We start from the raw sequence: 22,717 nt of genomic DNA on the forward strand, positions 1-22,717 counted from the left end.
GCACTGCACCACGTTAACAAGGAGCATTCGCAGGAGACCGCCGTGACCGACGTCACCATCTACACCACCCAGATCTGTCCCTATTGCTACCGGGCCAAGCAGCTGCTGCAGTCGAAGGGCGTCGCCTACAAGGAAATCGACGTTTCGATGGATGCCGCCCTGCGCCGGGAAATGACGGAAAAGGCGGGCGGTCGGCGCACCGTGCCGCAGATCTTCATCGGCGGCACCCATGTCGGCGGTTGCGACGATCTTTATGCCCTTGATCACGCCGGGCGGCTGGATACGCTTCTCGCCGCCCACTGATCCGGCCGGAGTCGTCATCCCATGTCCGTCTTGCGTGTCGCCTGCGTCCAGCTTTGCTCCGGACGCGATGTCGCGGCCAATATCGAGACCGCCTCGGGTCTTATCCGTCAGGCGGCGGCCGCGGGGGCGAAACTGGTGGCGACGCCCGAGATGACCTCGCTGATGGAGCGGGACAAGCGCGCGATGCGGCCCAAGGTGAAGACCGAGGCCGAGGATAGCGCGCTGGCCGCTTTCCGGGGCCTCGCGGCCGAACTCGGCATCGACCTGCTGATCGGCTCCCTGCCCATCGACATCGGCGAGGCGCGGCTGGCCAACCGGGCCTTCCTGATCGGGCCGGACGGCGCGATCAAGGCGCGCTACGACAAGATTCACATGTTCGACGTCGACCTGCCCGAAGGCGAGAGCTTCCGCGAGAGCGCCGGCTATCGCCCGGGCGAGGCGGCGGTGCTCGCCGATGTCGACGGGGCGCGGCTGGGTCTGACGATCTGCTACGACATCCGCTTCGCGCCGCTCTATCGCCGGCTGGCGCAGGCCGGGGCCGACATCATCGCGACGCCGGCCGCCTTCACCAGGGTGACGGGCGAGGCCCATTGGCATGTGCTGCAGCGCGCCCGCGCGATCGAGACCGGCAGTTTCGTCATCGCCCCGGCCCAGACCGGCACCCATGAGGATGGCCGCCAGACCTTCGGCCATGCGCTGATCGTCGATCCCTGGGGCCGGGTGCTGGCCGATGCGGGCACCGAGGTCGGCATCATCGTCGCCGATCTCGACCTGTCGGAGGTGACCACCGCCCGGGGACGTATCCCCGCGCTCCAGCACGACCGGCCGTTCGAGGGGCCGTGATGCGCCGCGCCCTGCTGCTCGGCCTGGCGCTGGCCGGCGGTTTCGCGCCCGCCGCGCTGGCCTTCGATTGCGCCAAGGCGAAAGCGCCGGTCGAGTTGGCGATCTGCGCCGATCCCGCCCTGAAAGCGGCCGACGACCGCATGAGCGCCGCCTACGCCACGCTGCGCGGCGCCTCGGACGAGGCGCAGCGGACGGCCTGGCGCGGCGATCAGCGCGACTGGATCGAGCGGCGCGACGGCATCTGCGCCCAATACGATCAAGGTCAGGAAACGAGCTTCGATCGCGCCTGCCTCAAACGCATGACCGAGGAACGGACGCGGGAATTGTCCGCGACGGCTGAAACCCAAGGACCGGGGGCGCCGCGCTTCCTGCCCGTGCTGACCCGGGTCGACGACGCGGCGGCGCAGATTTCGGTCTCCATCCTGCGGCCGCGGGCCGTCGATGACGCCTTCGCGCCATTGAACGCGGCTCTGGAGCAGGCGGCTGATGCCAGCGAGGCGGAGATCGGCGGCGGCGAGGGGCCTTACGGCCGCACCGTTTCCTATCGCATCCTCTATGCCTCGGCCCGCTTCGTTTCGGTGTTCTTCGACATCTACGAATATACCGGCGGCGCCCATGGCATGAGCTATGGCCGGGCGGTGAATTTCCTGCCGGCGGCGGGCCGTGCCCTTGCCTTCGACGATTTCATCGACGAGGCGGGGCGAAAGGCCCTGATCCCCCTGTGCCGCGACAGTATCGCCGCGGAGAAGCGCGAACGGGGCGTGCCGGACGAACTGATCGCGCCGTCCCTGACCGACGAGGCCCTGGGCGACGGCATCGACGTGCTGCCGGCCTGGAGCTTCGACGCGAAGGGGGCCCGCATCCGATACGACGCCTATGCCCTCGGCGCCTATGCCGAAGGTTCTTACGACTGCGCGATCGGCTGGACGGCGTTGAAGCCCCTCCTCAAACCCGGCGCCCCGCTGCCCTTCGACTGATCCCCCCTTGTCAAACGGCGGGCGGCTTGTCACATCAAGAGCATGATCGTCTATGACCTCAGCTGTTCGGCAGGCCACGTCTTCGAGGCCTGGTTCAAGGACAGCGCCACCTATGAACGGCAGGCCCGGCAGGGCAAGGTCGTCTGCCCGACCTGCGGTGTCACCACGGTGACGCGCGGGCCGCAGGCGACTCAGGTCGCGACCGGGGTTTCGCGCGACCGCTCGGTGAAGGCATCCGAGAAACAGGCGGAAATGCGCGCTGCGCTCCGCGAGCTGCGCTCGGCGGTCGAGAGCAATCTCGAGAATGTCGGCAGCAATTTCGCCGAGGAAGCCCGCAAGATTCACTACGGCGAGGCCGAAGCCCGCGGCATCTATGGCGAGACCACGGTCGAGGAAGCCAAGGCCCTCGACGAGGAGGGAGTGCCGGTCGCCCGCATTCCCTGGATCGACCGCGAAGACGCCTGAGCGGCGATCACACGGGCCGGACGGCGAAGGCCATGTAGTTGACGTCGACATCCCGGCCGAGGCGCCATTCGTCGCTCAAGGGATTGTAGGAGACGCCGGCGCAGTCGGTGATCTCCATGCCGGTCGGGCGGAGCGCGGCGGCGAGTTCGCTGGGGCGGACGAATTTCTGGTACTTGTGGGTGCCGCGCGGCAGCCAGCCGAGGACATATTCGGCGCCGACGATGGCAAGGGCGAAAGCCTTCATGGTGCGGTTCAGCGTCGCGGTCACCATGACGCCGCCCGGCTTCACCATCGAGGCGCAGGCCGCCATGAACAGGTTCAGGTCGGCGACATGCTCGACCACTTCCATGTTGAGGACGACGTCGAATCGCTCACCCGCCGTCGCCAGGGCCTCGGCGCTGGTGTGGCGGTAGTCGATGGAAAGACCGGACTGCTGCGCGTGCAGTGCCGCCACCTTCACGTTCTTTTCGGCGGCATCGGCGCCGACGACCTCGGCGCCCAGCCGGGCCATGGGTTCCGACAGAAGCCCGCCGCCGCAGCCGATATCGAGGAAGCGAAGCCCGGCGAAGGGTTTCGGGTCCGCCTCATTCCGGCCGAAATGTGCCCCCAGTTTGCCGCGCAGATAGGTCAGGCGCGTCGGGTTGAACTTGTGCAGCGGCTTGAACTTGCCGGTGGGGTCCCACCATTCGTCGGCGATGGCGGCGAACTGGGCGACTTCGGCGTCGTCGATGGTGGTGCGTTGCGCGGTTTCGCCGGACATGGACTTTACCTCTTCGTCGCCGCGCCCTCCGATCGGGAAGGGCGCCTTGCCTAAGGACCTGACGGGGGATATGTATACGCGCCTTTTACGGCCGGCCAGCCCCAAGCTGCGTTCCGGCCCCGAGCGAGACTAGATCTGGAGTAGCACGCGCATGGCCCGCCTGGTCCTGAAATTCGGCGGCACTTCCGTCGGCAATATCGAGCGCATCAAGAATGTCGCCCGCCGGGTGAAGGCCGTCGTCGATGCCGGCAATGAAGTCGCCGTGGTCGTTTCGGCCATGTCGGGCGAGACCAACAAGCTGGTCGGCTTCTGCCGCGACATTGCCCCGCTGCACGATGCGCGCGAATATGACGCGGTGGTGGCGAGCGGCGAACAGGTGACGGCGGGGTTGCTGGCCATCGCCCTGCAGGAACTCGGCGTCTCCGCCCGCTCCTGGGCCGGCTGGCAGATCCCGCTCGAGACCGATGGCGCCCATGGCTCGGCCCGCATCATGCGGATCGACACCGCCGAGATCGAGCGCCGGATGAAGGAAGGCCAGGTCGCGGTCATCGCCGGCTTCCAGGGCATCGGCCCGGACAAGCGCATCACCACGCTCGGCCGTGGCGGCTCCGACACCTCGGCGGTGGCGCTGGCGGCGGCGATGAAGGCTGACCGCTGCGACATCTATACCGATGTCGACGGCGTCTACACGACCGATCCCCGCATTGTCGAAAAGGCCCGCAAACTCGATAAGATCACTTACGAGGAAATGCTGGAAATGGCCTCGGTCGGGGCCAAGGTCCTGCAGATCCGCTCGGTCGAGATGGCGATGAAGCATCGCGTCCGCGTGCAGGTCCTCTCCAGCTTCGAGGACAAGCCCGGCACGCTCGTTGTTGACGAGGAAGAAATCGTGGAACAGGAACTCATTTCCGGCATCGCCTACAGCCGCGACGAAGCCAAGGTGACCGTGCTCAAGGTCGCGGACCGGCCGGGCGTCGCCGCCGCCGTCTTCGGCCCGCTGGCCGATGCCAATGTGAATGTCGACATGATCGTCCAGAACGTCGCCGATGACGGCAAGACGACGGACGTCACCTTCACCGTCGGCAAGGCGGACCTCGCCCTCGCCATCAAGGTGCTGGAAGACAATCGCCAGCAGATCGGTTTCCGCGACCTGCACACCGACGGCAATGTGGCCAAGATTTCGGTGATCGGCGTCGGGATGCGCTCCCACGCCGGCATCGCCCGCCAGATGTTCACCACCCTGGCGGACAAGGGCATCAACATCCAGGTGATCTCCACCTCGGAAATCAAGATCAGCGTCCTCGTCGCCGCGGAATACACCGAGCTTGCGGTCCGTGCCCTGCACACGGCCTATGGTCTCGACGCGGTCGCCTGACCGTTCGCGGCGATTCGGACCCTACAGAATGAAGGTGGCGTGATGACCCATACGGCCGGCGGACTCGAGGTCCTGAACCGACTGTGGCAGAGGGGCCGGGATTTCCTTGGCACCGAGACCGCGATCATGGGCGGCGCCATGTCCTGGGTGTCGGAGCGGCATCTGGTCGCCGCCATCTCGAACGCGGGCGGCTTCGGCGTCCTCGCCTGCGGCGCCATGTCGCCCGAGCTGCTGGAAAAGGAAATCGCCGGCACGCAGGGCCTGACCAGCAAGCCCTTCGGCGTCAACCTGATCACCATGCATCCCCAGCTCGACCAGCTGGTCGATGTCTGCATCGCCGCGAAGGTCGGCCATGTCGTCCTCGCAGGCGGGTTGCCGCCCAAATTCGCCATCGACAAGGTGAAGGCGGCGGGCGCCAAGGTGATCTGCTTCGCCCCGGCGCTCGCCCTCGCCAAGAAATTCGTCCGCTCCGGCGTCGACGCGCTGGTGATCGAGGGCATGGAAGCGGGCGGCCACATCGGTCCCGTCTCGACCGCCGTGCTCGCGCAGGAAATCCTGCCCGAGATCCGGGATATTCCGGTCTTCGTCGCCGGCGGCATCGGCCGGGGCGAGGCGATCGTCATGTATCTCGAATTGGGGGCGTCCGGCGTGCAGCTCGGCACCCGTTTCGTCTGCGCGACCGAATCCATCGCCCACGCCAATTTCAAGAAGGCCTTCATCCGGGGCGCCGCCCGGGATGCCATTCCGTCGGTCCAGCTCGACGCCCGTTTTCCCGTCATCCCTGTTCGCGCCTTGCAGAATCAGGGCACGCGCCGCTTCATGGAAATGCAGGCCGATGTGGTCGCGCGCTTCAATCGTGGCGAAGTGGACAAGGACGCCGCCATGCTGGAAATCGAGCACTTCTGGGCGGGCGCCCTGCGCCGCGCGGTGATCGAGGGTGACGTCGAGAATGGCTCGCTGATGGCGGGCCAGTCGGTCGGCATGGTCACCCGCGAACAGCCGACGACCGAGATCATCGCCGAACTGGTCGATCAGGCGGCGGCCGCGCTCGATGCCCGCATGTCGCTCCATACGGTGGCGACATCGACACCGCTGAGGGCCTGATGGCGATGGGCGCTGTCGGTGGCCCGCGTGCCCTCCTTCGGCGCCTGCGTGAAGTCATGGCGGGGCCGGGGTCGGCCCAGGATCGTCTCGATCGCATCGTGCGCAACATCGCGGCCAACATGGTCGCCGACGTGTGCTCGATCTATCTGTTGCGGGCGGGCCGCCGGCTCGAACTCTTCGCGACCGAAGGCCTGAACCCGGACGCGGTGCACAAGGCGACCCTGCGGGTGGGCGAGGGCCTCGTCGGCACCATCGCCGATACCGCGCTGCCGCTCAGCCTGCCGGACGCCCAGTCGCATCCCAAATTCGCCTATCTGCCCGAGACCGGCGAAGAGATTTTCCACTCGCTGATGGGCGTGCCCATCATCCGGGCCGGCCGCGTCGTCGGCGTGCTCGTCGTCCAGAACCGCACCATGCGGGAATACGACGAGGACGAGATCGACGTGATGCAGACCATCGCCATGGTCCTCGCGGAACTCGTCGGGCAGGGCGATCTGGTCGATCCCGCCGAATTCTCGGAGAGCGAGGCGCGGCGGCGCGAGCCCTATACCTACGATGGCGTCGGTCTGGCCGAGGGCATCGCCATGGGCGTCGCGGTGCTGCACGAGCCCCGCGTCGCGGTGGAGCGGCTGATCGCCGAGGACGCCCAGGCCGAGCTGAATCGCCTCGCCGTCGCCATGGCCTCCTTGCGCAAGCGCATCGACGCCATGCTGGCCGACCAGGACATGGTGCCGGCGGGCGAGCACCGCGACGTGCTCGAGACCTATCGCATGTTCGCCCACGACCGGGGCTGGCGCGACAAGATCGAGGAAGCGATCCGCTCCGGCCTCACCGCCGAGGCGGCGGTCGAGCGGGTGCAGATGGAAACCCGCGCCCGTATGGGCCAGATCACCGATCCCTACCTGCGCGAGCGCCTGTCCGACCTCGAAGACCTCGCCAACCGGCTGATGCGCCATCTCGCCGGCAAGACCGAGACGGCGGCGGGCGAAGTCCTGCCCGACGAGGCGATCCTGGTCGCCCGCAGCATGGGGCCGGCCGAGCTGCTCGATTACGACCGCAGCCGGCTGAAAGCCGTGGTGCTCGAGGAAGGCTCGCCCACGAGCCATGTCGCCATCGTCGCCCGCGGCCTCGGCATTCCCGTGGTCGGCGGCTGCGAGCGCGTGCTCGAGCGGGTGGAGCCGGGCGATATCGCCATCGTCGACGGCGACACCGGCCAGGCGATCTTCCGCCCGACGCCGGAAGTCGCTGCCGCCTTCTCGGAAAACCTGCTGATCCGGGTCGAGCGCAAGGCGGAATACGCCGCGCTGCGCAACATGCCGGCGACCAGCCGCGACGGCGTCGATGTCCAGCTCTACATGAACGCTGGACTGACCGTCGACCTGCCCCATCTCGACGAGACCGGGGCCGACGGCATCGGTCTGTTCCGGACCGAGCTGCAGTTCATGGTCTCCTCGACCATGCCGCGCCTCGCCGCCCAGATCGAACTCTATGCCCATGTGCTGAACGCGGCGGGCGACCGGCCGGTGATCTTCCGCACGCTCGATGTCGGCGGCGACAAGGTCTTGCCCTATATGGTCGGCCAGCGGGAGGAGAATCCCGCGCTCGGCTGGCGGGCGATCCGTCTCGTGCTCGACCGGCCGGCACTGCTGCGCTATCAGCTGCGCGCCCTGCTGATCGCGGCGGGCGGGCGCACCCTGTCGGTCATGTTCCCCATGGTCGCCGATGTCGCCGAATTCCGGCAGGCGCGCCAGATTCTTGAAGTGGAACGCCGCCGGCTGGAGCGCATGGGCCAGACCCTGCCGGTGAACATCAGGATCGGCACCATGCTCGAGGTGCCGGCGCTCGCCTATCAGCTGCCGGCGCTGCTGCCGCTCGTCGATTTCATCTCGGTCGGCTCCAACGATCTGCTGCAGTTCTTCTTCGCCGCCGACCGGGGCAACCCCAAGGTGTCGAGCCGCTACGATCTGCTCGCGCCGTCCGCCCTGAAGCTGCTGCGCGACGTCTGCGCCGCCTGCACGGCGGCCGGGGTTTCGATCTCGCTCTGCGGCGAGATGGCCGGGCGGCCGCTTGAGGCGATGGCCCTGATCGGTCTTGGCTTCCGCTCGGTGTCGATGAACGCGGTTTCCATCGGTCCGGTGAAGGCGATGCTGCGCAGCCTCGATGTCGGCCAGTGCCGCGCCTATATCGACACGCTGATCGAAGGGCCGGACCGGACCCTGCGCGGCAAGCTGGAGAGTTTCGCCCGCGATCACGGTGTCCGCATCTGACGCTGCGGAGTAGCGGCAACAGCGTCACTTTACCCGGCGTTACGGGTGTTAACCGAGTTGCGTTAACGCCGCGACCTTCTTATGGTGACGGCAGATTTCCGAGCGTAGTGGCATCTTCCCGATTGGCCGGCTAGAGGAAACCCCCAGGCCCAATTCGGTACCGCGTATCGGCCGGGGTGTTGCGAGAGTTTCGATGGCACTGGGCAAACGTAAGCCGTATCTGGTTTCTTCCGACGACCAGCACTTCGTGCCGCCGGAACAGGAACTCTATTACACGGGCGTCGGCGCGCAGCTGCGTGATGCCCGCCTGTCCTATGGCCGGACCACGGCCGAAATCGGCCAGGTGCTGCGCCTGAAGCCGGCCCATCTCGATGCCCTGGAGCGGGGCGAGATCGAGGGGACGCCGGGCCTGACCTACGCCCTCGGCTACCTGCGCTCCTACGCCCAGTATCTCGGTCTCGACGGCGAGGCGGCGGTGGTCGCCTTCAAGGCGGAATTGAACCGCGAACCGGAAAACCGGCCGCTGGTCTTCCCCGCGCCGGTGCAGGAAGCCAAGTTCCCGACCGGCCGCGTGCTCTCGCTCTCGGTCGTGCTCGCGGTGCTGGTCTACGGCGCCTATTACTATATCTCGCGCTCCAATACGCCGCTGGCCGAGGTCGTGCCGGCGGTGCCGGCCGAACTGGCGACCGTGCCCGAGGCGCCGGCGGCGCCTGTCGCCGCCACGCCGGAAGCCGTGCCCCAGCATGATCCGACTGCGGCCCAGGCCGCGCCGCTGCCCGCGGTCGACGTGCCTGCGGCCGCCCAGCCGGCGCCCGTCGCCGCCACGGTGCCCGCGCTGACCGTCGCGCCGGGTGCGCCGGCCGTGCCGGGGGCCTTGCCCCATGTGATGCCCGCGCCGCCGGGATCCGTTCCCGCGCCGATGCCGACCGATGTCGCCGTGCCGGCGCCAGCGACCGCCGCCGTTGGAGCGGTTGCCGCCGTCGCGCCCCCGGCCGCCGCCATCCCCGCCGAGGGAAGGGTGGTGCTGAAGGCGAGCGCGTCCGCCTGGGTCCAGATCGTCGGTGACAATCAGGAAGTGATCTTCACCCGCATCCTGCGTGCCGGGGACACTTATGTCGTGCCGGCGCGGCCCGATGCCCTGCTGGTGACCGGCAACGCGGGCGCGGTGGAAATCGAGCTGGACGGCAAGTCGCTGGGGCCGCTCGGCACTCTTGGCCAGGTTCGCCGCAATATTCCGCTCGACCCCGAGAAGCTGCTGAACGGCGCGGCCAAGCCGCCGGCCTGAGGACGGATTCCATCCGATGAGCGTGCGCGCCTATCGCCAGATCATCCGCCGCAAGTCGCGGCAGATCATGGTCGGCAATGTCCCGGTCGGCGGCGATGCCCCGATCTCGGTCCAGACCATGACCAACACGGTCACGTCCGACGTCGAAGGCACCATCGCGCAGATCCGCGCGGCCGAGGCGGCGGGCGTCGACATCGTGCGCGTGTCCTGCCCGGACGAGGAGTCGACAGCGGCGCTGAAGGCGATCGTGAAGGCCGCCAGGGTGCCGGTCGTCGCCGACATCCATTTCCATTACAAGCGCGCCATCGAGGCGGCGGAGGCGGGCGCGGCCTGCCTGCGCATCAACCCGGGCAACATCGGCTCGGCCGCCCGCGTGCGCGAGGTCGTGAAGGCGGCCAAGGACCACGGCTGTTCCATGCGGATCGGCGTCAACGCCGGCAGCCTCGAGCGTGAATTGCTGGAGCGCTATGGCGAGCCCTGCCCCGAGGCGATGGTCGAATCCGCGCTCAATCACGCGAAAATCCTTGAAGACAACGACTTCCGCGAATTCAAGATCAGCGTGAAGGCGTCGGACGTCTTCCTCGCCGTCGCCGCCTATCAGGGCCTCGCCGAGGCTTGCGACTATCCCCTGCACCTTGGCGTGACCGAGGCGGGCGGCCTCATCACCGGCACGGTGAAGAGTTCCATCGGTATCGGCTCGCTGCTCTGGGCCGGCATCGGTGACACCATCCGCGTCTCCCTCTCGGCCGAGCCGGTCGAGGAGGTGAAGGTCGGCTTCGAGATCCTCAAGGGGCTGGGCCTGCGCCATCGCGGCGTCTCCATCGTCTCCTGCCCGTCCTGCGCCCGCCAGGCGTTCCAGGTGATCAAGACGGTGGAGGTGCTGGAAAAGCGCCTCGCCCATATCTCGACCCCGATCACCCTGTCGATCATCGGCTGCGTGGTGAACGGCCCCGGCGAAGCGCGCGAGACCATGATCGGCGTCACCGGCGGCGGCAATGGCACGCATATGGTCTATGTGAACGGCGTCACCGATCACAAGATCGACGACGGCCGCATGATCGACCATGTGGTCGGTCTCGTGGAACAGCGCGCCGCCGAGATCGAAGCGGCCAAGGCCGCGGCCGCAGCGGCCGAATAGCGACCACAATCCGAGTTTGCGGCCATGGCGGGAAGACCCGCCGTGGCTTTTCCCGTTGAACAGAAGACAGAGGAAGATCATGGCAGCTCTGCAGCCCGTCCGCGGCACGCACGACCTCATCGGCGAAGAGGCGCGGCGCCATGACCATATCGTCCGCACCTTCAAGGCGGTCGCCCATCGTTATGGTTTCCAGGACATCTCGACCCCGATCTTCGAATTCTCGGAAGTGTTTCACCGCACCCTGGGCGAGACTTCGGACGTCGTCTCGAAGGAGACCTATACGTTCACCGACCGGGGCGGCGAATCGCTGACCCTGCGTCCCGAGATGACGGCGGGCATCGCCCGGGCCTTCATCTCGGGCGGTCTTGCCAAGGATCTGCCGCTGAAACTGTGCGGCCACGGCCCGATGTTCCGTTACGAGCGGCCGCAGAAGGGCCGCCTGCGCCAGTTCCACCAGGTTGACGCCGAGGTCTTGGGCGTGCCCGAGCCGCAGGCGGATATCGAGGTGCTGGCGCTCGGCGCCGATTTCCTCGGCGCGCTCGGCCTGGGCGACCGGGTCGAGCTGAAGCTGAACACCCTCGGCGATACCGAGAGCCGGCAGAACTACCGTCAGGCCCTGATCAATTATTTCTCGGCCTACAAGGAGCAGCTGTCGGAAGACAGCCTGAAGCGTCTCGACCGCAACCCGATGCGCATCCTCGATTCCAAGGACGAGGGCGACCGCAAGCTGGTCGCCGACGCGCCCCGCCTGCACGACTATCTGAACGAGGCCTCGCGGACATTCTTCGACAAGGTGCGGCGCGGTCTCGATGCCCTTGGCATCGGCTATACGCTGGACGAGCGGCTGGTGCGCGGCCTCGATTACTACAGCCACACCGCCTGGGAATTCGTGACCACCGATCTTGGCGCGCAGGGCACCGTGCTCGGCGGCGGGCGCTACGACGGGCTGATCGCCCTGATGGGCGGGCCGCAGACCGCCGGCATCGGTTTCGCCGCCGGTATCGAGCGCCTCGCCATGATGATCGAGCCGCCGGCCGCGCCAGCCCGCGCCGTCGCCATCGTACCCATCGGCGAGGCGGCGGAGCTGCCGGCGCTGCAGATCGCCCGGCGCCTGCGCCAGGCCGGTTACACGGTCGAACAGGGCTATCGCGGCAATGTCGGCAAGCGGCTGGAGCGCGCCTCCAAGGCCGGGGCCCGCGTCGCCATCCTCATCGGTGACGACGAGATCGCCGCGGGCGTTGTGAAGTGCCGCGACCTCGACACGCGGGCCGAGACCATGCTGGCGATCGACAGCCTGGAGACGGCGCTGGCGGACCATCGCTGATGAAGCTGCGCGACGACCAGCTCGACCGCATCCTGCTGCGCCATGAAGCCCTCGGGGCCGAGCTGTCGAGCGGCAGCCTGGCCGCCGCCGACTTCACCCGGGCGTCGAAGGAACTGGCCGAGCTGGAATCGCTGGTCGAGACCATTCGCACGTTCCGGGCCCGGCGGCAGGAACTCGCCGATCTCGAAGCGATGATCGGCGATCCCGACTCGGATCCCGAGATGAGGGCTCTCGCCGAGGCGGAGCGGGACGAGGTCGCGGAAAGCCTGCCGAAACTGGAGCGGGCGGTCGCCATCGCCCTCCTGCCCAAGGACGCGGCGGACGAGCGTTCGGCCATTCTCGAGATTCGCGCTGGCACCGGCGGCGAGGAAGCGGCGCTGTTCGCCCGCGACCTGTTCGGCATGTACACGCGCTATGCCGGGCTCCATGGCTGGCGGGTCGAGCTGATGTCGGAATCGGAAGCCGAACACGGCGGTTACAAGGAAGTGATCGCCTCGATCACCGGCGCAGGGGTTTTCGCCCGGCTGAAGTTCGAATCGGGCGTGCACCGGGTCCAGCGCGTGCCGGCGACCGAGGCGGGCGGCCGTATCCACACCTCGGCCGCGACCGTCGCGGTGCTGCCGGAAGCCGAGGAGGTCGATATCGCCATCGACGAGAAGGATTTGCGGATCGACGTCTTCCGCTCGTCCGGCCCCGGCGGCCAGTCGGTGAACACCACGGATTCCGCCGTTCGCATCACCCATCTGCCGACCGGCATGGTCGTCCAGCAGCAGGACGAGAAGAGCCAGCACAAGAACAAGGCCAAGGCCATGAAGGTGCTGCGCGCCCGTCTCTACGAGATGGAGCGCGAAAAGGCCGATGCGGAGCGCGCCGCCGACCGCAAGGGCCAGGTCGGCTCCGGCGACCGCTCGGAGCGCATCCGCACCTATAATTTCCCGCAAGGGCGGGTGACCGACCATCGCATCAACCTGACCCTTTACAAGATCGACCGGGTGATCGCGGGCGATGCCCTCGACGAGGTGATCGAGCCGCTGATCGCCGCCGACGAGGCGGAGCGCCTCGCCGCGCTCGACGGTCAGGGCTGAACGGGGCCGGCCGCCGTGGTGCCGACCATCAAGTCGCTGGTCCAGGACGCGGTCCTGCGATTGCGCCTGTCCGGGGTCGAGGGGCCGCGGCGCGACGCGGAACTGATCGTCGGCCATGTCCTTGGGCTGGAGCGGGCTTCGGTCATCGCGAGGGGCGACGATCCGGTGGAGCCGGCAGCGGCGGCGCGCATCGAGGCGCTGGCGGCCGAGCGGGCCGGGCGCCGGCCCATGGCCCAGATCCTCGGCCGGCGGGAATTCTGGTCGCTGAACTTCAAGGTGACCGAGGCGACGCTGGACCCCCGGCCCGATACCGAAACCCTGGTCGAGGCGGTGCTGGCGGTGATTGGCCTGCGCCGCTGGCAGGCCTTGCGCATCCTCGATCTCGGCACGGGCACGGGTTGCATTCTCGCCGCGCTGCTGACCGAATGTCCGGCGGCGAAGGGCGTGGGCGTGGATCGTTCCGCCGCCGCCGCCGCGGTCGCGCGGGAGAATATGTCGGCGCTTGAGCTCGGCGGCCGGGCCACCATCGTCGAGGGTGACTGGTGCGCCGACCTGTCGGGGCCGTTCGACGTCATCGTCTCCAACCCGCCCTATATCCCGGAGGCGGACATGGCCCGCCTCGCCCCCGAGGTCCGCCTGTTCGAGCCGCGGGCTGCGCTAACCCCGGGCGGCGACGGACTGGGCGCCTATCGCCTCATCATCGGCCAGGTCGGCGCAGTCGCCGCGCCCGGCGCCATCGTCGGCTTCGAGGTCGGCATCGGTCAGTCGGAGGCGGTGGCGGCGCTCATGGTGGCGGCCGGACTGGGGCCGGTGACCATTCGCCCGGACCTTGCCGGAATCGGTCGCGCGGTGCTGGGGCGCGCCCCGGGTTAGGGTCATGCCGCGCGTGGGGCAGGCATGTGCGGCATGTTGCGCGGGAAAGCCAAAAACCCCTTGGAAATCTGCGCTTTGCCCGCTAGGTTCCGTCTTGGAGATTGCGCGGCGACATGAGCCGCGGTGGGATGGGCAGCAATCTCCCCGATCATCCCGGCACCGTTGATGCCACTCGTACCGCCTTCGCGGCCACGGGTCCTGCAACCGATGCCTGCCCCGACTTCCCAGACGGAATCGACGAAAGTACCGATCGTCCATGAGACCAGGACAGCACAACAAGCGCCCGCGTGGCGGTCGCCAGAACAACAATGGCGGCGGCAACGGTGGTGGTGGCGGCGGCGGCGGTCGCAAGAGCGGGCACGGCCCGAACCGCACCTATGATTCGAACGGCCCGGACGTGAAGGTGCGCGGTACCGCGAGCCATATCTTCGAGAAATATCAGCAGCTCGCGCGGGATGCCCAGTCCGCCGGCGACCGTATCGCCGCCGAGAACTACCTGCAGCACGCCGAGCATTATTACCGGCTGATGCTGGCCAACAATCTGATCAACCCGCGCGGCGCCGGTGCTTCCGGCGGTCAGGGCGGTCAGGCCCAGGTGCCCGGTCAGGGCGGCCAGCCCGAAATGCCGCCCTTCGATCTGTCGATGGCCAATATCGGCGACGACGAGACCGAAATCCCCGAGTTCGACATGGACAGCGATCGCGTCAACGGCTGATCGCCCATGCGGAACTGAAACACCCGGCGCCGAAGCCTTGGCGCCGGGTGTTTTCATATGGGGCGGCTGCCGTCACATTGGGGGGCGTGAGCGGCGGAGGGGAAAGCATGGCGCGCTGGTTGTGGATTCTGGCGCGGCTGCGCCGGCAGCTCTGGGTCCGGTCGAGCCTCTATGGTCTCCTGTCGATCATCACCGCGCTGATGGCGATCGTGCTCGATCCGCTGATCCCGGCGGATGCCGCCCGCGGCCTCGGCGCGGAGGCGGTCGGCTCGATCCTGTCCATCGTCGCCTCCTCCATGCTGGCGGTGACGACCTTTTCCCTCGGCATCATGGTTTCGGCGGCGGCGACGGTCGCCAGCGGCGCGACCCCGCGTGCCGCCAGTCTCCTGGCCGAGGATGCGGTGGCGCAAAGCGCGCTTTCGACCTTTCTCGGCGCCTTCCTGTTCAGCCTCGTCGGCCTCGTCGGCCTGAATGCCGGGGTTTACGGCGCCGGGGGGCAACTCGTCCTCTTCGTCTCGACCCTGTTCATGCTCGGCCTCGTCGTCGTCAATGTGCTGCGCTGGATCAGCCAGCTGACCGTGCTCGGCCGGGTCGGCGAAGTGGTTGACCGGGTGGAGGAGGTGGCGATCCGCGCGATGGCCGATTATGCCGCCGATCCCGCCATGGGCTGCGAGCCTCTGTTGCCCGAGGACTGCGAGCGCGCCCCCGACGGCGCGGTGGCCGTGTTCTGCCCGGTGGTCGGCCATGTCCAGCACATCGACGTCGCGGCCCTGTCGGCCATCGCGGAAGCCGCGGGGGCGCGCATTCGCGTGGCGGCGCGCCCGGGCGCCTTCTGCGTTCCCGACCGACCGCTGGCCTTCGTCTTGGGGGCGGAAGGCGATGATGGCATCGGCGAGCGGGTGGCCCGCTGCTTCACGGTTTCGGACAGCCGGTCCTTCGACCAGGACCCGCGTTTTGGCCTCGTCGTCCTGTCGGAAATCGCCAGCAAGGCGCTGTCGCCCGGCATCAACGATCCGGGCACGGCCATCGACGTCGTCGGCACGCTGGTCCGCGTGTTGCTGCCGGCGGCCGGGGTTCGGGCCGGGGCGGTGATCCGGCCGCGCCTGTCGATGCCGGTCATCGCAGCCGAAGACCTGTTCGACGATGCTTTCGGCGCCATCGCACGCGACGGCGCCTCCCTGGTCGAAGTGGCGATCCGCCTGCAGAAAGTGCTGGATACGCTGGCCGCCGTGGATGACCGGCGTTTCGCCGAGGCCGCCCGGCGCATGGGAGAAGAATCGCTCGAACGGGCCATGGCGGCCCTGCCGTTCAAGGGCGACCGGCGCCGCCTTCGCCTCGACCGGCGTTTTGCCGAGAGTTGACGTCGGTCAAGGATTCCCACCCCCTTGTGTTGCACGATGGCAACACCATATGGAGGTCGACGGACGGCGGACCTTACATCCGCCGCGTAAGGAAAAGGGGATCCGGGATGGATTTCGAGAAATACACCGAACGGGCGCGGGGCTTCGTGCAGTCGGCGCAAGGGCTGGCCCTGCGCAGCGGTCACCAGCGGTTCACGCCGGAACATCTGGCCAAGGTTCTGCTCGATGACGAGCAGGGGCTGGCCGCGTCGCTGATCAAGGCCGCGGGCGGCCGGGCCGACGCTTCCCTCGCCGGGATCGAGGCCGAACTCGCCAAGCTGCCCAAGGTCGAGGGCCAGGGCGCGGGCCAGCTTTATCTCGCGCCCGAGACGGCGCGGCTGTTCGAGAGCGCGGAACAGATCGCCAAGAAGGCGGGCGATTCCTTCGTCACCGCCGAGCGGCTGCTGCTCGCCCTCGTCATGGCTTCGGGCACGCCCGCGGCCGATGTCTTCAAGAAGGCGGGCGTGACGCCCCAGGGCCTGAACAAGGCGATCGACGATCTGCGCAAGGGCCGCACCGCCGACAGCGCCTCGGCCGAGGATTCCTATGAAGCCCTGAAGAAATACGCCCGCGACCTGACGGCGGCGGCGCGTGACGGCAAGCTCGACCCGGTGATCGGCCGCGACGAAGAGATTCGCCGCACCATCCAGGTCCTGTCGCGCCGGACCAAGAACAACCCGGTGCTGATCGGCGAACCGGGCGTCGGCAAGACCGCGATCGCGGAAGGCCTCGCGCTTCGCATCGTCAATGGCGACGTGCCCGAGTCCCTGAAGCACAAGCAGCTGATGGCGCTCGACCTCGGCGCGCTGGTCGCGGGCGCCAAATATCGCGGTGAGTTCGAGGAGCGGCTGAAGGCGATCCTGAACGAGATCACCGCGTCGGGCGACATCATCCTCTTCATCGACGAGATGCATCAGCTGGTCGGCGCCGGCAAGACCGATGGCGCCATGGACGCGTCCAACCTGCTGAAGCCGGCGCTCGCCCGCGGCGAGCTGCATTGCGTCGGCGCGACCACGCTCGACGAATACCGCAAGCATGTCGAGAAGGACGCGGCGCTGGCCCGGCGCTTCCAGCCGGTCTTCGTCTCCGAACCGACGGTCGAGGACACGATCTCGATCCTGCGCGGCCTGAAGGAGAAATACGAACTGCACCACGGCGTGCGGATTTCGGACGTCGCCCTCGTTGCGGCGGCGACCCTGTCCAACCGCTATATCACCGACCGTTTCCTGCCGGACAAGGCCATCGACCTCGTTGACGAATCCGCCTCGCGCCTGCGCATGGAAGTCGATTCCAAACCCGAAGCCCTCGACGAGATCGACCGCAAGATCATGCAGATGCAGATCGAGCGCGAGGCCCTGAAGAAGGAAGACGACAAGGCCTCGAAGGAGCGCCTGCAGAAGCTCGAGAAGGACCTTGCCGAGCTGGAGCAGGAGTCGGCGGGCATGACCGCGCAGTGGCGCGCCGACAAGGAGAAACTGTCTGACCAGCAGAAGCTGAAGGAACAGCTCGATGCCGCGCGTTCGGAACTCGAACAGGCGCAGCGCAAGGGTAACCTCGCCCGGGCCGGCGAGATCGCCTATGGCGTCATTCCCGACCTCACCCGCAAGCTCGAGGAGGCGCAGGCTGCCGGTGACCAGTCCAACCGTCGCGAGGCGGTGACGGAGCAGGATATCGCCGCCGTCGTCTCGCGCTGGACCGGCATTCCGGTCGACAAGATGCTGTCGGGCGAGCGCGAGAAGCTGCTGAAGATGGAACAGCTGCTGTCCAGCCGCGTGGTCGGCCAGCCGGAAGCGGTGACCGCGGTCGCCAATGCCGTCCGCCGCGCCCGCGCCGGCCTGCAGGACGCGGCGCGTCCCATCGGGTCGTTCCTGTTCCTCGGCCCGACCGGTGTCGGCAAGACCGAACTGACCAAGGCCCTCGCCGAATTCCTGTTCGACGACGACACCGCGATGGTGCGCATCGACATGTCGGAATTCATGGAGAAACACGCGGTCTCCCGCCTGATCGGCGCGCCTCCGGGCTATGTCGGTTACGAGGAAGGCGGCGTGCTGACCGAGGCGGTGCGGCGCCGGCCCTATCAGGTCATCCTGTTCGACGAGGTCGAGAAGGCGCATCCCGATGTCTTCAACGTGATGCTGCAGGTGCTCGACGACGGTCGCCTGACCGACGGTCAGGGCCGCACGGTCGATTTCCGCAACACGGTGATCATCCTCACCTCCAACCTCGGCGGCGAATATCTCGCGGCGGAGGATGCGGACCAGCACCCGGGCCGCACCCGCGATCTGGTGATGGGCGCGGTACGCGCCGCGTTCCGGCCTGAGTTCCTGAACCGGCTGGACGAAATCGTCCTCTTCAACCGGCTGGGCCGGGGCGAGATGACGGGCATCGTCGAGATTCAGCTGGGCCGCCTGCGCAAGCTGCTGGCCGAGCGGAAGATCGCGCTGGAACTCGATCAGGCGGCCAAGGAATGGCTGGGCGAGGCGGGTTACGACCCGGTCTATGGCGCCCGGCCGCTGAAGCGGGTGATTCAGCGCAACCTGCAGAACCCGCTGGCCGAGCTGATCCTTGAGGGCGAGGTCGTCGAGGGCGACACGGTGAAAGTCTCGGCCGAGGCCGGTCAGCTGGTGCTGAATGGCCGCGTGGTCGATACGGACGCCGACGTCCTGAAGAAGAAGCCCGGCGCCGCCTTCGTCTCGCAGGTCGAAGGCAACGCCTGACATCGCCTGACGGGCCGCTCTCTCTCCCCGGGGGGGCGGCCCCGCGCGCCGTTCAGCGCGGGAAACAGCGCCGGAAATCGGCCATCAGCCGGCGGTTGCCCTTCAGGCGCAGCCTGCCCGTGGCCATCGCCCGCAAGGGATGGCGACGTCCGGCGAGGATGGCCAGCCAGCTTTCCGAATCCGCCTCGACCGTCAGTCCGGCCTCGCCCCGCAGGCCCGGCCGCACGTCGAGGCGGCCGCCCTTTATGCTGATCGTCGCCTCCGCCGTTTCCTTGCCGGTGAAGCGGAAGTGGAAGGTCGCGTCGATCCCCTTGGCCTTGCGCCACTGAAAGCCGAGACGAAGGCCGAACAGAAAGGCGCGGATCGAGGTCGGCGAGACGGCCGCGCGCACGATCCTGATCCGCTTTTGCGGGAAACGTTTGGCGACCCAGTCCTGCGCGTCGGATTTGTCGATCACATAGATCGTTTCCGCCTTGTCGCGCAAAGGATGGGCGATGCGCTCGATGAAGCCGCGCCGGTCGTCGAGATAGGGGCCGATCACCTCTTCCCCCGCCGGGCAGACCGACAGGCAGTAAGCGGCCTTGTAGCCGGGCTTGTAGGACAGGCTCTGCCACATCGAGACGGTCTCGCCCGGCTCGACGCGGCTGTTGTAATCGTCGGCATTGCGGCTGTCGGCGATCGTCTCCACCCATGATTTGAAGCCGCCGAGGAAATCCCGGTAATTATGGGTGTAGCAGGCGGTGAAGTTGAATTCGCCGCCGGGACCGATGGCGCCGACCGGGCAGGCCGCGACGCAGAGATTGCAGCCAAGGCAGGGGTTGTAATCGAGGGGCTTCGCCTCGTCCCGCAGTTCCGCCGCGATCAGTACCGTGCCCAGCAGGATGAAATTGCCGAAGCGGGGGTGGATCACGTTGCGGTGGATGCCCATGCGGCCCATGCCCGCCGCCTCGGCGATGGGCTTGTGGCCGACCACCCAGGTCTTGCCCGGAAATTCCTGCACCTCCATCGGGAAGGCGGCCACCGTGTTCAAGGCGGCGATACCCTGTTCGCCCAGCCGGCGGACGAGGCGGCGGCAGACCGCGTTCACGTCGTCATAACCTTCGTGGAATTCGGCATTGGCGATGGAGCGCACACTGCTGCGCACCGGTGCCTCGTTCATGCGGCAGACGATGGCGAGGACCACGCGGGTCTCGGGAAAGCAGCGCAGGATGTCCGCCCGCTGATCGGCCAGCGCCGGATTGTCGATCGACAGGGCCCCGGCATCGTCCGCCCCGGCCTCGAGCGCGGCAGCCCGGAACCAGGCCTGATCCAGCAGGGGCGGCGGCGCGGGCGCGGGGCGGTCCCGCAGGCGGGCGATGGTCGGATGCTCGTCGAGGCTCATGGTGGCTCCTTTATATTATGAACATCATATTACAAGGCGCGAAGCATGGCCGAAGCAGGCCGCGCCTTCCCCGGTGTTCAGCTCAGAATGGCGGTGGCGGCTTCCGTAAGCAGGCGCTGGCCGGCTTCGGCATCGGGCATCAGGCGGGCCATGGTCAGACTGCCGATCATGGTGGCGAGGATGACGGGGGCCTGTTCCGTCGGGCGGCCCAGGCCCTCCAGCCCCTCGGCGATCAGGGCTGTCAGCCGTTCGTGATGAAGCCGCAGCCGCTCCCGTGTCTCCGGCGGCAGGCGGGCGATATCGCTGCCGAGGGCGGCGAAGACGCAGCCGTCGCCCGGATCGTCCAGATGCGGCCGGCTGAGATAGCTGCGCACGACCTTGGCCAGGCGTTTTTCCGGCGGGACCGCGGCGGCAAGATCGCGCAGACGGCCGATGGTATGGTCCAGCGCGGCGGACAGGGCTTCCGCGACCAGGGCCTCGCGCGATGGGAAATGAGCATAGAAGCCGCCGTGGGTCAGGCCGGCATGGCGCATGATCTCGGCAAGGCCGACACCATCCACGCCCCGCCGACGCAGAAGCACGGAGGCTTCCTGCAGGATGCGTTCGCGCGAGCGTTCCTTGTGGTCGGTGGAATAGCGCATGGCGGTGTCCGGGGGCTTTATATTATGGTGATAATATAAAGCCCCCGGGGCACGGTCAATGCGGATGCGGTCAGTCCCGCTTGGGGCCTTCGGTCTTTTGCTCGGCGACCATGACCGACAGGATGGGCGCTTCCGCCAGTTCGCCGTCGATCTTGCGCTTGCGGGCGTTGAAGGCCGCCAGTTCCTTGCCGGTCAGGCGGCGCCCGGTCTGGAACTTCACGCCCTGGGGATTGATCTGGGCGCCCGCGGTCAGGATCTCGTAATGCAGATGGGGGCCGGTTGAGCGCCCGGTGGTGCCGACATAGCCGATGGTCTGGCCCTGACGCACCCGGCTGCCCGGCTTCAGGCCGCGGGCAAAGCGCGACATATGGGCATAGGCGGTCGAATATTTGCCGTCATGACGGATGCGGACATAATTGCCGTAGGATCCGGCCCGCCCCAGCTTGTCGATGGTCCCGTCGCCAGCGGCCAGGATCGGCGTCCCCGTGGGGGCGGCGAAGTCGATGCCCTTGTGCATCTTGGAATAGCCCAGCACCGGATGGCGCCGCATCCCGAAGCCCGAGGAAATGCGTGCGCCGTCGATGGGAGTGCGCAGCAGCGCCTTGCGCACGCTCTCGCCCTTGGGGTTGAAGAAGTCCGGAATGCCGTCATCGCTCGGGGCGTAGCGATAGATGGGCAGGCTGCCGTCCTGGATGGTCAGGCGGGCGAAGAGGATGTCACCCCATTTCAGGGTACGGCCTTCCGGGTCCTGATGGCGCTCGACCAGGACGTCGAACTGGTCGCCCGGGTGGATGTCGCGCTGGAAGTCGACGTCATAGCTGAACATGCGGATGAGTTCGGTGGTGACCGAATCCGGCAGGCCGGCCCGCGCGGCCGAAGCGAAGAGCGAATCGTCGATGCTTCCGGTGACCCGCGCGAGGGCGAGGGTCAGCTCTGTCCGTTCCTCCTGCGCGCTCAGCTTGTCATCGTCGCCCCGCACCAGGCGGACACGGCGGTCGACATCGGTATCGAAGGCGAGTTCGGCAAGACGGGGCCGCTCCGCGCCGTCTGGGCTGTCGCTCTCCGGGCGCAGTAGCACGCTGATTTCCTGGCCGACGCGCAGGTCGCGCGGATTGAACAGCGGGCGCAGGGTCTCGACGGCATCGAATGCCTCGGCCCGGTCGAGACCGGCGCCGGTCAATAGCGTCATCAGGGTATCGCCCGCCTCGACGCGCAGGATGTCCGGTGTCGGCCCGGTGGCCACATCGTCGGCCGCAGGGGGCTCCACCGTCGGATCGGCACCGTCATCCGGTGCCCGCAGCGTGCCGTCATCGGCGACGACATTATCCGCGTCGGCGGGATCGGCATCGGAAAGCGAGCCTTCGGGCGCATCCTCGAAGGCGACGAAGGCGGTCGAGACGTCGTTGAAGGACACGAGACTGGCGACGCCAATCCCGGCCCCAAGGCCGATTCCGGCGGCGAGTGCGACGGAGAGGAGGAAACGGCCCAGAGTCGGCCTGGCCCGCTGCTCGTGAGAGTGATGAACGATGGTCTCGAGCAGGGGATTGGCGTGACCCCGGCCTTCGGACTCATCAGAAAAGGGAAAATGCGGGGATGACAATTGCCGAAGCCTTCGAGCGAAACGCAATAACGGGGGAGGGGGGCGCCGAAGCGCGGTGAAACCTTCGGCCCGCCGATCCGCGAGGTCAACATTTCTGTCCGCTGTATGTGGAAAGGTGATCAGCCCCAAGGGATGGTGGGCCCGAAAAAACCTGGAAAATAAGGCTTGCGACTCGCCGAAATGAGTCCTACAACCCGCGCCTCGCCGACGGAGACCTGGTGACGGGTTGAAGGCGGTGGGGCTGGCGGAGAAGCCTTTCAGATCCCCCGATGATGGGGCGAAGAAGAAAGGGGTTGACGCTGGTGGGGTGGCTTGGGTAGAAGCCGCGCCTCGCGATGTTTCGGAGGTAACTTCGGGTGTCGCAGTGAAGACCGGTGATCTGGTTCGCGAGAGCTGAGAAAAAGCGGTTGACACAGGGGAGCGGGTTTGAGTATAAGCCGCACCTCGCGACGCCGGGTGGTAAC

19 protein-coding genes are annotated in these 22,717 nt (G+C 67.6%); 15 read left to right on the forward strand and 4 right to left on the reverse strand.

Annotated features, from left to right (window positions below; translation table 11 throughout):
• Positions 1 to 42: 42 nt before the first annotated feature.
• Genes grxC through DKG74_RS08305 form a run of 4 tightly spaced genes read left to right on the forward strand, consistent with a single transcriptional unit; the run spans position 43 to position 2,588 of the window.
• Positions 43 to 303, forward strand: coding sequence for a glutaredoxin 3 (grxC, locus tag DKG74_RS08290; RefSeq protein ID WP_109904654.1), 261 nt, complete (start codon positions 43 to 45; stop codon positions 301 to 303).
• Between the two features lie 21 nt (positions 304 to 324).
• Positions 325 to 1,146, forward strand: a complete 822-nt coding sequence (locus DKG74_RS08295; RefSeq protein WP_109904558.1) for a carbon-nitrogen hydrolase family protein — start codon at positions 325 to 327, stop codon at positions 1,144 to 1,146.
• Positions 1,146 to 2,123, forward strand: a complete 978-nt coding sequence (locus tag DKG74_RS08300; protein WP_109904560.1) for a lysozyme inhibitor LprI family protein — start codon at positions 1,146 to 1,148, stop codon at positions 2,121 to 2,123. Before DKG74_RS08295 ends, DKG74_RS08300 begins: the two co-directional genes overlap by 1 nt.
• Positions 2,124 to 2,165: 42 nt before the next feature.
• On the forward strand, positions 2,166 to 2,588 hold the full coding sequence (locus DKG74_RS08305) for a DUF1178 family protein (RefSeq protein ID WP_109904562.1): 423 nt from the start codon (positions 2,166 to 2,168) through the stop codon (positions 2,586 to 2,588).
• A 7-nt stretch (positions 2,589 to 2,595) separates the two neighbouring features.
• On the opposite strand, the gene ubiG is transcribed toward DKG74_RS08305, so the two are convergent.
• The gene (gene ubiG, locus DKG74_RS08310) at positions 2,596 to 3,348 is read right to left on the reverse strand and encodes a bifunctional 2-polyprenyl-6-hydroxyphenol methylase/3-demethylubiquinol 3-O-methyltransferase UbiG (protein ID WP_109904564.1); all 753 of its coding nucleotides are present in this window, start codon (positions 3,346 to 3,348) and stop codon (positions 2,596 to 2,598) included.
• A 151-nt stretch (positions 3,349 to 3,499) separates the two neighbouring features.
• Between ubiG and DKG74_RS08315 the strand changes: the two genes are divergently transcribed.
• The 11 genes from DKG74_RS08315 to clpB all read left to right on the forward strand — a co-directional run bounded on the left by DKG74_RS08315 (position 3,500) and on the right by clpB (position 18,631).
• A complete protein-coding gene (locus DKG74_RS08315; RefSeq protein ID WP_109904566.1) occupies positions 3,500 to 4,723 on the forward strand; it encodes an aspartate kinase in 1,224 nt (407 codons plus the stop codon).
• Between the two features lie 42 nt (positions 4,724 to 4,765).
• On the forward strand, positions 4,766 to 5,827 hold the full coding sequence (locus DKG74_RS08320; RefSeq protein WP_109904568.1) for an NAD(P)H-dependent flavin oxidoreductase: 1,062 nt from the start codon (positions 4,766 to 4,768) through the stop codon (positions 5,825 to 5,827).
• Positions 5,827 to 8,094, forward strand: coding sequence for a phosphoenolpyruvate--protein phosphotransferase (ptsP, locus tag DKG74_RS08325; RefSeq protein WP_109904570.1), 2,268 nt, complete (start codon positions 5,827 to 5,829; stop codon positions 8,092 to 8,094). Before DKG74_RS08320 ends, ptsP begins: the two co-directional genes overlap by 1 nt.
• Before the next feature lie 193 nt (positions 8,095 to 8,287).
• Positions 8,288 to 9,379, forward strand: coding sequence for a helix-turn-helix domain-containing protein (locus tag DKG74_RS08330; RefSeq protein WP_109904572.1), 1,092 nt, complete (start codon positions 8,288 to 8,290; stop codon positions 9,377 to 9,379).
• Between the two features lie 16 nt (positions 9,380 to 9,395).
• Positions 9,396 to 10,517, forward strand: a complete 1,122-nt coding sequence (gene ispG, locus DKG74_RS08335) for a flavodoxin-dependent (E)-4-hydroxy-3-methylbut-2-enyl-diphosphate synthase (protein ID WP_109904574.1) — start codon at positions 9,396 to 9,398, stop codon at positions 10,515 to 10,517.
• 79 nt (positions 10,518 to 10,596) lie between these two features.
• On the forward strand, positions 10,597 to 11,841 hold the full coding sequence (gene hisS, locus DKG74_RS08340; protein ID WP_109904576.1) for a histidine--tRNA ligase: 1,245 nt from the start codon (positions 10,597 to 10,599) through the stop codon (positions 11,839 to 11,841).
• Positions 11,841 to 12,926, forward strand: coding sequence for a peptide chain release factor 1 (gene prfA, locus DKG74_RS08345; protein ID WP_109904578.1), 1,086 nt, complete (start codon positions 11,841 to 11,843; stop codon positions 12,924 to 12,926). The genes hisS and prfA overlap by 1 nt, the downstream gene beginning before the upstream one ends.
• 15 nt (positions 12,927 to 12,941) lie before the next feature.
• Positions 12,942 to 13,799: a peptide chain release factor N(5)-glutamine methyltransferase gene (prmC, locus tag DKG74_RS08350; RefSeq protein WP_243404060.1), complete on the forward strand. Its 858-nt coding sequence runs from the start codon at positions 12,942 to 12,944 to the stop codon at positions 13,797 to 13,799.
• A gap of 256 nt (positions 13,800 to 14,055) precedes the next feature.
• Positions 14,056 to 14,514 carry a DUF4167 domain-containing protein gene (locus DKG74_RS08355; RefSeq protein WP_109904580.1) on the forward strand — a complete coding sequence of 153 codons (459 nt, stop codon included), beginning with the start codon at positions 14,056 to 14,058 and terminating at the stop codon, positions 14,512 to 14,514.
• A gap of 107 nt (positions 14,515 to 14,621) precedes the next feature.
• A complete protein-coding gene (locus DKG74_RS08360) occupies positions 14,622 to 15,875 on the forward strand; it encodes a DUF2254 domain-containing protein (protein ID WP_109904582.1) in 1,254 nt (417 codons plus the stop codon).
• 107 nt (positions 15,876 to 15,982) lie between these two features.
• The gene (gene clpB / locus DKG74_RS08365) at positions 15,983 to 18,631 is read left to right on the forward strand and encodes an ATP-dependent chaperone ClpB (RefSeq protein ID WP_109904584.1); all 2,649 of its coding nucleotides are present in this window, start codon (positions 15,983 to 15,985) and stop codon (positions 18,629 to 18,631) included.
• A 52-nt stretch (positions 18,632 to 18,683) separates the two neighbouring features.
• Here the strand turns inward: clpB and DKG74_RS08370 are convergent, their stop codons facing one another.
• The 3 genes from DKG74_RS08370 to DKG74_RS08380 form a co-directional block, all read right to left on the reverse strand.
• Positions 18,684 to 20,012, reverse strand: a complete 1,329-nt coding sequence (locus DKG74_RS08370; RefSeq protein ID WP_109904586.1) for an SCP2 sterol-binding domain-containing protein — start codon at positions 20,010 to 20,012, stop codon at positions 18,684 to 18,686.
• Between the two features lie 77 nt (positions 20,013 to 20,089).
• The gene (locus DKG74_RS08375) at positions 20,090 to 20,653 is read right to left on the reverse strand and encodes a TetR/AcrR family transcriptional regulator (RefSeq protein ID WP_109904588.1); all 564 of its coding nucleotides are present in this window, start codon (positions 20,651 to 20,653) and stop codon (positions 20,090 to 20,092) included.
• A 70-nt stretch (positions 20,654 to 20,723) separates the two neighbouring features.
• On the reverse strand, positions 20,724 to 22,067 hold the full coding sequence (locus tag DKG74_RS08380) for a M23 family metallopeptidase (protein WP_243404061.1): 1,344 nt from the start codon (positions 22,065 to 22,067) through the stop codon (positions 20,724 to 20,726).
• Positions 22,068 to 22,717: the final 650 nt, after the last annotated feature.

It is taken from the genome of Zavarzinia aquatilis, assembly GCF_003173035.1.
Lineage (GTDB): Bacteria > Pseudomonadota > Alphaproteobacteria > Zavarziniales > Zavarziniaceae > Zavarzinia > Zavarzinia aquatilis.

Bases quoted from the DNA above. Each gene is read 5' to 3' on its own strand.
- hisS (WP_109904576.1), top strand. From the start codon at position 10,597: ATGGCAGCTCTGCAGCCCGTCCGCGGCACGCACGACCTCATCGGCGAA.
- prfA (WP_109904578.1), top strand. From the start codon at position 11,841: ATGAAGCTGCGCGACGACCAGCTCGACCGCATCCTGCTGCGCCATGAA.
- ubiG (WP_109904564.1), bottom strand. From the start codon at position 3,348: ATGTCCGGCGAAACCGCGCAACGCACCACCATCGACGACGCCGAAGTC.
- DKG74_RS08305 (WP_109904562.1), top strand. From the start codon at position 2,166: ATGATCGTCTATGACCTCAGCTGTTCGGCAGGCCACGTCTTCGAGGCC.
- DKG74_RS08330 (WP_109904572.1), top strand. From the start codon at position 8,288: ATGGCACTGGGCAAACGTAAGCCGTATCTGGTTTCTTCCGACGACCAG.
- DKG74_RS08375 (WP_109904588.1), bottom strand. From the start codon at position 20,653: ATGCGCTATTCCACCGACCACAAGGAACGCTCGCGCGAACGCATCCTG.
- DKG74_RS08295 (WP_109904558.1), top strand. From the start codon at position 325: ATGTCCGTCTTGCGTGTCGCCTGCGTCCAGCTTTGCTCCGGACGCGAT.
- ptsP (WP_109904570.1), top strand. From the start codon at position 5,827: ATGGCGATGGGCGCTGTCGGTGGCCCGCGTGCCCTCCTTCGGCGCCTG.
- DKG74_RS08300 (WP_109904560.1), top strand. From the start codon at position 1,146: ATGCGCCGCGCCCTGCTGCTCGGCCTGGCGCTGGCCGGCGGTTTCGCG.
- DKG74_RS08320 (WP_109904568.1), top strand. From the start codon at position 4,766: ATGACCCATACGGCCGGCGGACTCGAGGTCCTGAACCGACTGTGGCAG.
- DKG74_RS08370 (WP_109904586.1), bottom strand. From the start codon at position 20,012: ATGAGCCTCGACGAGCATCCGACCATCGCCCGCCTGCGGGACCGCCCC.
- ispG (WP_109904574.1), top strand. From the start codon at position 9,396: ATGAGCGTGCGCGCCTATCGCCAGATCATCCGCCGCAAGTCGCGGCAG.
- DKG74_RS08315 (WP_109904566.1), top strand. From the start codon at position 3,500: ATGGCCCGCCTGGTCCTGAAATTCGGCGGCACTTCCGTCGGCAATATC.
- DKG74_RS08355 (WP_109904580.1), top strand. From the start codon at position 14,056: ATGAGACCAGGACAGCACAACAAGCGCCCGCGTGGCGGTCGCCAGAAC.
- clpB (WP_109904584.1), top strand. From the start codon at position 15,983: ATGGATTTCGAGAAATACACCGAACGGGCGCGGGGCTTCGTGCAGTCG.
- DKG74_RS08360 (WP_109904582.1), top strand. From the start codon at position 14,622: ATGGCGCGCTGGTTGTGGATTCTGGCGCGGCTGCGCCGGCAGCTCTGG.